The 11795-nt window shown below is 48.4% G+C and carries 11 protein-coding genes and 1 riboswitch; of the genes, 6 read left to right on the top strand and 5 right to left on the bottom strand.

From position 1 onward, the window contains the following. Positions 1 to 259: 259 nt before the first annotated feature. On the bottom strand, positions 260 to 1549 hold the full coding sequence (gene bioA, locus ACRJJO_RS05935) for an adenosylmethionine--8-amino-7-oxononanoate transaminase (protein WP_431064972.1): 1290 nt from the start codon (positions 1547 to 1549) through the stop codon (positions 260 to 262). 312 nt (positions 1550 to 1861) lie between these two features. After that, complete coding sequence (locus ACRJJO_RS05940) at positions 1862 to 3343, bottom strand: DegQ family serine endoprotease (protein ID WP_431064973.1); 1482 nt, start codon at positions 3341 to 3343, stop codon at positions 1862 to 1864. Positions 3344 to 4193: 850 nt separating this feature from the next. On the opposite strand from ACRJJO_RS05940, the gene ACRJJO_RS05945 reads away from it, so the two are divergent. From ACRJJO_RS05945 to ACRJJO_RS05965, 5 genes are all read left to right on the top strand, one after another. Continuing rightward, on the top strand, positions 4194 to 4625 hold the full coding sequence (locus ACRJJO_RS05945; RefSeq protein WP_431064974.1) for a YeeE/YedE family protein: 432 nt from the start codon (positions 4194 to 4196) through the stop codon (positions 4623 to 4625). Next, the gene (locus ACRJJO_RS05950) at positions 4622 to 5065 is read left to right on the top strand and encodes a DUF6691 family protein (RefSeq protein WP_431064975.1); all 444 of its coding nucleotides are present in this window, start codon (positions 4622 to 4624) and stop codon (positions 5063 to 5065) included. Before ACRJJO_RS05945 ends, ACRJJO_RS05950 begins: the two co-directional genes overlap by 4 nt. Then, a complete protein-coding gene (gene soxC, locus ACRJJO_RS05955) occupies positions 5058 to 6347 on the top strand; it encodes a sulfite dehydrogenase (RefSeq protein WP_431064976.1) in 1290 nt (429 codons plus the stop codon). The genes ACRJJO_RS05950 and soxC overlap by 8 nt, the downstream gene beginning before the upstream one ends. Further along, complete coding sequence (locus ACRJJO_RS05960) at positions 6334 to 6864, top strand: c-type cytochrome (RefSeq protein ID WP_431064977.1); 531 nt, start codon at positions 6334 to 6336, stop codon at positions 6862 to 6864. Before soxC ends, ACRJJO_RS05960 begins: the two co-directional genes overlap by 14 nt. 413 nt (positions 6865 to 7277) lie before the next feature. Beyond that, positions 7278 to 8084 (top strand): response regulator, encoded by an 807-nt coding sequence (locus ACRJJO_RS05965; protein WP_404355439.1) that lies wholly within the window; start codon positions 7278 to 7280, stop codon positions 8082 to 8084. A gap of 98 nt (positions 8085 to 8182) precedes the next feature. Here ACRJJO_RS05965 and fae read toward each other — a convergent pair whose 3' ends face one another. Further along, positions 8183 to 8731: a formaldehyde-activating enzyme gene (gene fae, locus ACRJJO_RS05970; RefSeq protein ID WP_431064978.1), complete on the bottom strand. Its 549-nt coding sequence runs from the start codon at positions 8729 to 8731 to the stop codon at positions 8183 to 8185. A gap of 80 nt (positions 8732 to 8811) precedes the next feature. Here fae and ACRJJO_RS05975 point away from each other — a divergent pair, with 80 nt between their 5' ends. Next, the gene (locus tag ACRJJO_RS05975) at positions 8812 to 9672 is read left to right on the top strand and encodes a radical SAM protein (protein WP_431064979.1); all 861 of its coding nucleotides are present in this window, start codon (positions 8812 to 8814) and stop codon (positions 9670 to 9672) included. A 185-nt stretch (positions 9673 to 9857) separates the two neighbouring features. Here the strand turns inward: ACRJJO_RS05975 and ACRJJO_RS05980 are convergent, their stop codons facing one another. Together ACRJJO_RS05980 and ACRJJO_RS05985 are read right to left on the bottom strand one after the other, a co-directional pair. After that, entirely contained in the window at positions 9858 to 10109 is a 252-nt protein-coding gene (locus ACRJJO_RS05980; protein ID WP_125219000.1) for a hypothetical protein, read from the bottom strand. Positions 10110 to 10448: 339 nt separating this feature from the next. Continuing rightward, positions 10449 to 11126 carry a VPLPA-CTERM sorting domain-containing protein gene (locus tag ACRJJO_RS05985; protein WP_431064980.1) on the bottom strand — a complete coding sequence of 226 codons (678 nt, stop codon included), beginning with the start codon at positions 11124 to 11126 and terminating at the stop codon, positions 10449 to 10451. Positions 11127 to 11269: 143 nt separating this feature from the next. Then, a riboswitch (cyclic di-GMP riboswitch) is annotated at positions 11270 to 11351 on the bottom strand. Between the last annotated feature and the right edge of the window lie 444 nt (positions 11352 to 11795).

An 11795-nucleotide genomic window follows, 5' to 3' on the forward strand; every position in this document is an offset into this window, starting at 1 on the left:
TTTTTTGTCAGCCAACTTCCTTAGCAAGACGGGGTTTGCAAGCCATACGCATCAAGCTAAAAACGGCCAATCCGCTCCGCTCTTTCCCAAGTTGCTATTAAAGCATGTAGCCCGTATGCAGCGTAGCGAAATACGGGAATGGCGTGGCTTCGAACTTCCCGGATTGCGCTGGGTTCCATCCGGGCTAAGCTGTTTATACTCGCCGGTAGAAGTCGGTAGCGCTAACCCGACCTACGCTTCACCCCGCGAAGTATAACGCTTAATGATCCGTTAGTTGTAGGGTTTCAAAAATCGCCGCGGTTAATTTTTGCAATTGGCGTTCGTCGATTATATAAGGCGGCATCGTATAAATTAAGCGCCCGAACGGCCTCAGCCAAACGCCGTGTTTAACCAGACGGTCTTGAATCTCGGATAGGCACACAGGGTCTTTCATTTCGACGACACCAATAGCGCCGAGCACTCTGACATCGTTAACGCTAGCCAGGTTGCAGCACGGTTCCAAGCCCTTTTTGAGTCCGGCCTCTATGGCCGCGACCTGGCTTTGCCAATTCGACTCGAATAATAAGTCGATGCTTGCCGATGCGATGCTGCAGGCCAGCGGATTGCCCATGAATGTCGGGCCGTGCATGAAACAGCCGGCCGGTCCATCCGAAATCGCTCCTGCAACTTTGTCGGTCGTTAATGTAGCGGCCAGCGTCAAATATCCGCCGGTCAAGGCTTTGCCGAGGCATAAAATATCGGGCGAAATGCCGGCATGTTCGCAAGCGAACAGTTTGCCGGTACGGCCGAAGCCGGTCGCGATTTCATCGGCGATCAGCAATACGTCATATTTTTTGCATAAGGCGCTTACCGATTTCAGATAGTCGGGATGATAAAACCACATGCCGCCCGCGCCTTGTACGATCGGTTCGAGAATGACTGCCGCGCAGGACTCGCCATGCTTCGATAAAATAGCTTCCAACGAGTCGATATCAGACGAGTTCCAAGGTTCGCCGAAACGGCAAGCCGGCCGTTGCGCGAAATAGTGTTGAGGTAATACGGGGTTGAACAAATGATGCATACCGGTAACCGGGTCGCAGACCGACATCGCACCGAAGGTATCGCCGTGATAACCACCCCGAAGCGCCACGAATCGGTTTTTTTCGGGTTTGCCGAGCGCTTGCCAATATTGAATGGCCATCTTCAATGCGACTTCGACGCTGACCGATCCGGAATCACAAAGAAACACCTTGTTCAAGCCCTCGGGTGTAATTTTCAATAGACGCTCGACCAATTCGATTGCCGGCGTATGCGTAATGCCGCCGAACATCACATGGGCCATCGATTGTAATTGTTTCGTGGCCGCTTGATTGAGTTTGGAGTGATTGTAACCGTGTATTGCCGACCACCAAGACGACATCCCGTCGATCAATTCGCGGCCGTCGCCCAGTTTAAGCATGACGCCGGAAGCACTGGCGACATGATAAACCGGCGTCGGTGCTGTCATTGATGTGTAGGGGTGCCAGATATGGTCGCGGTCGAGTTGCAGTCGTGTATCTTGTTGAGTCATTTAATTGAATGAGTTTGGAAAATCATTAAACCTACTCTCTTTTGATTGAAAAACCGTCTAAGAATAAAAGGTATGGGATGTGTCTATCGAGGACCGCCGTTCACCCAGCACCTAAATTATCTCAGATAGTTAACCATAGCCAATGGACTATGGAATTTAGGTGCTGGGTAAACCCATCCATGGCGGCTTGACGGCAGCGATCCCTGCTGCCGACATCCTCGCTAGCCACACCCCATACCTTCATAAAGTTATCTAATTTTTGACTATAAAGGGAGTAGAAAAGCAATTGGGCCGCGAAGTACACGAATGCGTTTAGCGCCACTGCAAGACGACATAGCGGGACATGCCGCGATCGCTGATCAGTAACAAGACCCGCTTGTTATCTTTGCTTCGGTTGACGGCGCGATTGAATTCGTTGGCGGAATTGACCGGTTTGCGGTCGACTTCCAGGATTACAGTGCCGGGGCGTATGCCGGCCATTGCGGCAATCGCGCCCGGCTTGACTTCGGTGACGATGACGCCTTGGCCGGGAGTTGCATTAAATTGCCGCGCCAGTTCTTTAGTTACAGTCTGCACGGTCAAGCCCAGTTCTTCGGTGCTTTGGGTGGGCGCTTGTGCTGCTACAATTGGTTGATCGCCGAGTTTTTCGATTTTTATGTCGATTGTGCGCGATTTTCCATCGCGCAAGATCGTGACTTTGGCGCTTTTGCCGGGCGCTGTTAGCGCGACACGGTTTCTGAAATCGCCGATATCGTTGACTGGCCGGCCTTGGTATTGGGTCACGATGTCGCCGGCTTTGAGGCCTGCCTTTGCTGCCGGCGAATCATCGGTGACCTGTGCGATTAAAATGCCTTGATGCGTAGTCAAGTTGAAGGACTCGGCCAATTCCTGCGTCAATGGCTGAATCACGACGCCTAAATAGCCGCGCGTGACTTCGCCTCGTTCGATCAATTGGTCAGCGATCGATTTTGCCAGATTTATCGGGATTGCGAAGCCTACACCCATATGACCGCCGCTCCGGCTGAAAATCGCGGTATTGATGCCGATTGCTTCACCATCCAGGTTGACGAGCGGGCCGCCGGAATTACCGGGATTGATCGCGGCATCGGTTTGAATGAAGTCTTCATAATCACTGATGCCGAGGCTGGTTCTGCCCTTGGCGCTTACGACCCCGACGGTCAACGTATGGCTCAAGCCGAACGGATTGCCGATGGCCACGACCCATTCGCCGACTTCCAGTTTTGTTGAGTCGCCCAGCGGCAAGGCCGGCAAGTTTCCGGCTTTGATTTCAATGACGGCGATATCCGATTTAGGATCGGTGCCGGTAATCTTGGCGTCGAATTCCCGCCCATCTTGGAATGTCACGCGAATTTTGTCGGCATTCGCAACGACATGATTGTTCGTGATGATATAGGAGGTTTCGCTCAACAAGCCTCGCTTCGACGCGAAAACGAAGCCGGAACCTTGTCCTATCGCGGGCGGCCGTTGTTGTGGTGCAGGGGTCGGCCCCGGGCGTCTTGGCGTTCCGGGAAATTCATCGCCAAAAAAATGCCGGAAAAAATCATCGCCGAAAGGCCATTCGTCGCCGAATGGCGTTGTAAAGGGGGCTTGCGCGAGGCCTTCACGGGAACTTTCCACTTGGATAAAGACAACCGAAGGAGAGGTTTGCCGCGCGACCGACGCAAACGCTTTACTGGTTTGCCTAAGATTTTCGATACCGCCCGTTTGCGCGAATGAGAGAGGGGGCAGCGTGATAATTAACAGTAGTAACGGTAAAAAATATTTTTTATTCATAAATTTAACCTTCTTGTCTGTTGTTCAGGGCGCGTAAGGAAATTTGTAAAAGTTTAAACCTAAAAAGAGTATTTGAGAGCTTCAACTACCGTTCGCCCTGAGCCCTTCGGCTACGCTCAGGAGAGCCCTGTCGAAGCGGTGAAGGGTAGTTTGAGACTTCACCAATGCGGTGAAAGTGTTGTAGACCGTTCATGCTTCGACTTGGCTCAGTACGAACGGTCTACAACACATGCCAACGTAATTATTCACACCCCCCTATCGTTCCTACGCTCCGGCGTGGGAATGAAGACCGAGACGCTCTAGCGTCTCGTACCGCTGGAGCGGTACTCAGGCGTTCCCACGCCGGAGCGTGGGAACGATAATTTCCGGGGACTGAATAATTACATGCCAACTGTTCATTTTGGGTTGAAAGTTTCTTTGGCCAATATGTTTTTGCCTTGTTGACTGAATCCTCGAGCGTTAATATTAGCGGGTAGCTTTTAAGACTTTTCTCAAAAAACAATAAAATGCACTTTCCTACGTGTGTATATACCTATCGCACTTCAAATTTCGGCATTAGCGCATGGAGGCGTCGGGGTGTTCGGTCGATTTTTGCTACTGCAAAATCGACATTCACGCCATCCATGGCGCTTGCAAAGGCTTTGGCAGCATGGATGCTGTCATAGAGCCTACATGGACGTATTCACCCAGCACCTAAATACCATAGTCCATTGGCTATGGTTAACTATCTTGGATAATTTAGGTGCTGGGTTCACGGCGTCCTTTGACGGGCACCCCGACGCCGAAATTTGACTAGTAAAGGGTATATAAGGGTTATTTTTTAAATTTCAAAATTATTCAGGAATTCTTTGTGGAAAATTTTACACCGTTCTCGGCTTTTCTCGGCGGAACATTAATCGGTTTGGCCGCCACCTTGCTGTTATGGCTAAATGGTCGCATGGCCGGGGTTAGCGGCATCATGCATCGTTTACTCAATTCCTCGAAGTCGGAGTGGCTTTGGCGGTTCAATTTTTTAATCGGCCTGGTCTTAGGCGCTTTACTGTTTAATTGGTTCAATCCCGGGTTTTTCACGCCGCGTTCCGACTATCCTTATGGGCTGTTGGCTGTGGGCGGTTTTCTAGTCGGTTTCGGTACTCGCATGGGTAGCGGATGCACGAGCGGTCATGGTATTTGCGGTATCGCCAACGGATCGTTGCGCTCGATAACGGCGACTTTGATTTTCATGATCAGCGGTGTCGTCACGGTCTATTGTATCAGGCATATTGTGGGAGTCGGGGTATGAAGCATTGTTTAGCGGCTTTATTGAGCGGTACGTTGTTCGGGTTCGGTTTATCGTTATCGCAAATGACCGACCCGAACAAGGTTTTGAGTTTTCTCGATGTCGCAGGACGCTGGGATCCGAGTTTGGCCTTCGTGATGATGGGAGCTTTGGCCGTTTCCGTTATTACGTTTCGTTTTATCTTAAAACGTACTAGACCGATATGGGCAGAGGAATTTCATGTCGCCCGGAAAAAGTCCGTGGACAAACCTCTTTTGTTCGGGGCGATGATTTTCGGTATCGGCTGGGGGATGAGCGGTTATTGTCCGGGGCCTGCTGTTGCGGGCTTGGGGTTGGGCAACCCCGAAGCATTCATTATGGTTGCCTCGATTTATTTGGGATTTATCGCGCAAGGTATTTGGGCCCGGAAACGTTTTAAAAAATCCGTACCGGTCGATGCCTAAGCAATTGTTAAATGCCGTTCAACCCAGTGCCGAAATTGAAGCTGCGGGCGGCGGTTTGCTGGATCGGCGTCTGTTTTTAAAGCAAGGTTTGATTTTTACCGCCGCGACTTGGGGTGCGATAAATTCACAGACCGCAAAGGCCGGATTCGAGCGTGAATCGTGGACGAAACAACCGGGTAAGCCTTTTTCTAATTACGGGTTGCCATCCGACTATGAAAAAAAGGTGATTCGTTGGATTATGGCCAACGACGATGCACCGGGTAATGGCGTTTCGTGGACACCGCTGCACGAACTCGAGGGTATTGTTACGCCAAGCGGCTTACATTTCGAGCGCCATCACAACGGTGTGCCGGCAATCGATCCTGTGCGGCATCGCTTGTTGATACATGGTTTAGTCAAGCGTTCTCTGACGTTTTCGGTATCGGATTTATTGCAATATCCGATGCAATCCCGTTTATGTTTCATTGAATGCGGCGGCAATAGCAATGCCGGTTGGCGGAGCGAGCCGATACAAACCCAAGTCGGCTATTTTCATGGCATGGCTTCATGCAGCGAATGGACCGGCGTGCCCTTGAGTGTCGTCCTTCAGGAGGCCGGTATTAAAGGCCGTGCAAAATGGATCGTCGCCGAAGGAAGCGATGCGTCGATGATGAATATCAGTTTGCCGCTCGACAAAGCGCTCGACGATTGTTTACTGGCCTTATATCAAAACGGCGAACGACTGAGGCCCGAGAACGGTTATCCGTTGCGGCTGTTGGTTCCGGGGTGGGAAGGGGTGCTCAATGTCAAATGGCTCAGGCGATTAAACCTTGCGGCTAAACCTGTCATGGCTCGTAACGAAACCGCTAAATACACCGAATTGTTGCCTTCGGGTAAGGCGCGGCAATTTAGCTTCGTGATGGAGCCGAAGTCGGTGATTACCCATCCATCATTCGGGCACCGACTCGATCGGCACGGTTTGTACCAGATCAGCGGCTTGGCGTGGAGCGGTCGCGGTAAAATCGCGAAAGTCGAAGTATCCGCCGATGGAGGTAAGAGTTGGGCCGAGGCCGAGTTACAAGAGCCGGTATTGCCGCAGTGTTTCACGCGATTCCGGATTCCTTGGCGATGGCAGGGGCAAGACGTTGTGCTCAAAAGTCGGGCGTTCGACGAAACCGGTGAGGTTCAGCCGGAACGTTCCGAGTTGATCGCAAAGCGCGGCCGGCATGGTTATTTTCATTATAATGCTATTGTGAGTTGGGCCATTACGGAAGCGGGTGAGATTAGTCATGTCTATCTTTAAGAGTCTGCTATGCTTTAGCCTCGGCTCGGCTAATATGGTTGTAGCCGAAGAGCTGATCGGTCCCGGATTGGGTATTCAGGCGCCGCCGGCGATGTTGAAACAATGGAATAGAGATGTTTTTCCCGATGGGGCGGGTTTGCCGTTAGGGCGAGGGACCGCTCGCGAAGGTGAGGTCGTTTACCGGGCGCATTGCATCGGTTGTCATGGTCCGGAAGGACGTGGCGGTAGCGCCGAGGAGCTGGCCGGCGCCGAACATTCATTAATCGACGATCCGCCGGATAAAACGATCGGAACTTATTGGCCGTATGCGACGACTCTTTTCGATTTTACGCGACGCTCCATGCCGTTATCGAATCCTGGGTCGCTGACCGATGATCAAGTCTATGCGGTAACCGCCTATTTGCTTTATCTCAATCGTATTATCGGGCCGGACGGCGAAATGAATGCGCGATCGTTGCCGGCTGTCGTCATGCCGAATCGGGACGGGTTTATTGATAATTATCGGCAGGACGATTAAGGCGCTCGGGTCTAGGCTGTCGAAAAAAGCCGCTTTTAGCTAATCGCCGTGTTCCCGCTTTTTAGACTCAAAATATTTTTGAAAAGGCGCCCGATGCGCACCCAGCGGCGTTCAAGCTGTCTTGGAATTTGTGTAATTATTCACATCCCGCTATCGTTCCCACGCAGAGCATGGGAACGATAATTGCCGGGGGACTGAAGAGTTACGAATTTGTTGATCATCATAGGCTATAAGGTCCTAGTTATTTTCTCAAAATCCATAAAGCAGTCATTCTATCCGACATGGAAATCGGTAAATTTCGACACCCTAGCTCGGGTCCGTTGATTTTAAGTAATGGCCGGCGATTGGGATTTTCAGTTCGAATTAATTTTTGAGTACGATCGTTTTCGCTTTTCTAATCCATCGATTAAATCATGCATAAATTAACTATTTCGGACTTGGCCATTGTCCTGATCGAGCCTTCAGTTCCGCAATTGAAACTCATTGTGAAGCATTTGCAGGAAGAAGGCGTCAAGTATATTAATGGCGTCTCTTCGGGCGAGGAGGCATTGGAGGCTATCAGCAATTACCAACCGGACTTGCTGATTAGCAGTATGTACTTACCAGATACCACGGCGACCGAGTTATTTACCCGAATTAAGGAATCGGACGACTTTCAGGATATGCAGTGCATGCTAATTTCCAGCGAAACTAGTCGAGTGGCGCTGGAGCCGATACGTCAAGCCGGCGTTGTGGCAATTTTACCCAAACCGTTCGATCATGCCGATTTGAAAAGGGCATTACGCGCTTCGGTCGAGTTTGTCGATCCGGAGGAATTGGAATTGGATTCTTATGATATCGAGGCTGTTAGGGTTTTGTTGGTCGACGACAGTGCGCCGGCACGTAAGCATATTACCAAAGTACTCAACAATATGGGGATACAGCGCGTAACGTTGGCAAACGACGGGACGGACGCATTGGCAATATTCGCCGAGTCGCCGGATGCCTTCGACTTGATTGTGACGGATTACAATATGCCGGAAATGGACGGTCAGGAATTGATCGAGGCGATACGAGCCAATATGGAAAATAGCTCGATTCCGATATTAATGGTAACCAGTGAGTCGAACCAAGCAACGCTCAATAAAATTCAGCAGGCCGGAGTTTCTGCGATTTGTGATAAGCCGTTCGAACCGAAAAATATAAAGGAATTAGTTTATCGATTGTTAGAGGAAATCTAGTTTATTTTGTAGTGGTTTCAGTCGCGAATATCGCGACTGAAACCGCCAAACTAAAAATCAAGATTTTAAAGCTGATGTCGGGGCAACCCTCGAACCATTTAAATTTTTCCGTCAAGGCCCATTTGGAAATATTTGTGAGTGATTTTATCTTGATTTTCCAACAGCCAATCGATATCCGGGGTATTGGTCATGGCCTTATGGATGGCTTGTGCCATGGCTTTGCGGTGGATGTCGAAAAGTATTTGATGGTCCAGATTATCGTCGGTCGCCACACTAGGGTTGAGCCATACCGAGCAGATGATTCCCAAATCGTTCGCTTTTTCTTTCGGAATATCTCCCGCGCGAACTGCATCAAGTACACCATTAGCGATAGCGGCCTGAACGGTACCCATTAATATGTTGGTGTAGCGGCTATTGTTAACAGTGACCTTGCTGACCATTAAAGTCACGGGGCGGACTTGAATATCGGTATTCAAAATTGCGAAAACCCGGCTATGACCTTTGACTTGGTCCCCTGTCAGAGTGGCGAGGGCCGTACCGACCGGTCCGTCCAGTTCGCCGATGACGATTTCCGGTTCCGCCGCGGTTCCGGGAGGACCGCCCGCTACCAATGCCTCACCGGTACGCATGATAATTCTTTCGCTCATAATAATCTCCTTAATAAAAATGTTACAGGGAAAGATTTTGAGCGACTAGAATAGCACATTTGACTCTCATTCTTAAGGCTGTGACAAATTCAACACGATTAACAATAACCGATCATAGTAGGGATTCAGCCGGATTAACTTATATTTATCCCGTTCTCTCAAGACGTTCCGGAGGCTTGTCGATCGGTGTAAATTTTAATATCAACAATGCTTGCAACTGGCGATGTATTTATTGTCAAGTACCCGATTTAACGTTGGGTGCAGCGCCACTGCTCGATTTTTCATTATTGGAAAAAGAATTGAGGCAGTTTCTGAGCGATGTTTTGCATGGCGATTTTTTTGACCGATTTCAAGTCGACCCCCGTAATCGAGTAATCAAAGATATTGCGATTTCGGGAAATGGCGAGCCGACCAGCGTTCAGGATTTCGATAAGGCTGTCAACTTGATCGGCAGTATTGCCACTGAAATGGGGGTGCTGCCGAATAGCAATTTAGTTCTGATTAGCAATGGCAGTTTAATGCACCAGACGAAGGTTCAGGTCGGGCTTCGGTCATTGCATCGCTATGGGGGAGAAGTTTGGTTCAAGTTTGATAGCGCGACTGATGCGGGGCGTAATTTAATTAATAACGCAGCGCAAACGATGGAGTCGGCATTAAGAAATCTAAAGATTTCGGCCGCAATCTGTCAGACTAAAATTCAAACTTGCCTAGTCGATTATTCCGGGCAGGGATTGACCGACGTGGAAAAAAACGCGTATTTGCAATTTTTAAAAAGAATCAAGAACGATGGTGTGGCGATTGGTAAAATTATGCTTTATACAATTGCGCGCCCATCGATGCAGCCGGAAGCGGCTAAAATGAAGCCGTTGTCACCGGAACTCATGCGACATTTTGCGGGCGAGATCAGAGCGCTTGGTTTCGAGGTTCGGGTAGATTGTTAGTTGCCTAGTTTCGGGTTGATGGCTTTGGGTAAATTGTTAGCGGGGAGAGGTGAATGGCGTCGGGTCGGGGAATGGGCGTTATCGGATAATATAGCGCACCCGACATCCAGCGATACGACCGAAGAAGGCTGTAAACTAAGATTTAGTTTCTCGGTTGAAAATCATTTTTTGCTCTGAAGCCGGATTTAAGCCTTAATATCTAAAAGACTTCCTATCGTTTTTTTCTCGGTTTCGAGAATTTTAACGGCGGCAGATGTTTCGAATTCAGCTTCTTTTAAGCTGAGTACCGGTTTAATAATGTCTTCAGACTTGAATTCGGAGCTGCCTACTTCATCGTTTTTTATCGGTAATGCAGCAATTTTGTGAGCCGCTTCGGCTGATTTATGTTGTGCGCCGTTGATGAGGTTCAATGCGCTGTTTGTTGGTGAAATGTCCATGGTAAAACCCTCGTGAAGTATGAGCGCTTAGTGGAATTATATAAACTAATTTTAGTCTTTTAAAATCAATTGTATGCTTCTTTATTGCTTCGCTTTAAGTCGAACAATAGCTCTTTTATGTTGTTTTGTCCGAGCGTTATTTCACGTTTCTTAGATTAAAAGGTATGAGATTTTTTTTGGCGATGGCAGGTATTCTTGCTGCCGATGGTAGTTCAGCTCAACGAGGCGCCTAATCCAACAGAAGGTCAGTTCGGCATTGAGTTATGGCAGGCGGTTTATTTTGAAGGGGTCGTTTCAAGAAAAGCGGAAGCGAATTTGCTCCCGCTAACGCTTGAGCAATTAGATTGTTTGTCTGCGTTTTGTAGAAGAAATAAGGCCAACCAAAGCGGCACCTAGTAACCAGATGCTTGCCGGTAATGGGACTGCTGTGACGTTTAGGCCAACATATTTTTTTTCAATGAAAGCCGCTTCTCCAAGTGTTGTGCTTATAGCACCTAGAAGATTTTGGATTGTGATATTCAGATATCCGCTATTGAAAGAAGTGGTATCTAAAATGGTATCTGCCTGCCAGTTATTGGTTTGCAAGAACGCAGTTTGAGTAAATGCATCATTAGCAACGATACTTTCGGTAGTGTCAAAGGATGGATTTTCAATATCGAAAGCGCGAACTTGACCTCCTACTCCAACAAGAGTTGAATTGCCAAAACTAAAATAATCGCCTTTTTCAATAACTGAAACGGTATTTATTTGATGTTGTGGGTTCAATGCTTGGACTTTGATGTTAACGGTATCGTTGGTCATGTCGACGCCGGCAGTATTCAAGGCGGTAGCGGTGAATGCTGTTGGGGTAAAGTATAAAGTGTCGCCTGAAACATTAGCTGAACCGAATAAACCGGTAAGCGTACTATCAAATTCAAACGAAACAGAATTGCCGTATAAGGTGACTAGGCTTGCTTGCGCACTCCCCGTAAAAAGATAAATAAATGATATTAAAACAAACTTGGTTATTCTAAACATGAAAAAAACTCCTTGTGATTAAGAGTAAAGTCAAAAAATTACATGGTGAAAAAGCTAGGCCAAATTAGTCAAAGAGCAATATTGACTTTGAAATAATGGTTGCAACAAAAAGATGCATGACATTAAAAATCTCACTAACAATTTAAGGTAGTCCGGCCATCTTTAAAATATTAAAGATCCGTAACTTTCCGGCCCCGCTTTACAACGGGTGAGGCTTTCTCTTAAAAATTTCTCTGCTGTGTTTGGCGTACTCGCGTAAAGAATCCGCCAAACACGTTTTTCGTAAAGTTCGATTTAGTCAATTTCAATAGTAACGATCATGAAGAAGCCTTCATCGCCCCGGCAAATGAAAGTTCGAGGCGTGGCGGAGGATGCGGTCACTCGCCCGACAGGACGCCGTGAATACGTCCATGTAGGCTCGACGGCGGCGACTGATTGCCATGGATGGCATGAATGCAGATTTTGCAGGAGCAAAAATCTGCCCTGCCGCCGACGCCTGTCGATCGAGCAACGGCATCCTCTTCGGAGCCGGCATTGTACTTTCACAAAAAAACTGATATCTACTTCACGATACTGACGATACTACTAAAATATTACATTTCCATTAAGAAAAGCTAAATTCTTTTCTCGATATGTGTTCAATTTTACTACAATGGCTCCGAATCGTTT

The sequence above is a fragment of the Methylotuvimicrobium sp. genome, assembly GCF_050611805.1.
Classification (GTDB): Bacteria; Pseudomonadota; Gammaproteobacteria; order Methylococcales; family Methylomonadaceae; genus Methylotuvimicrobium.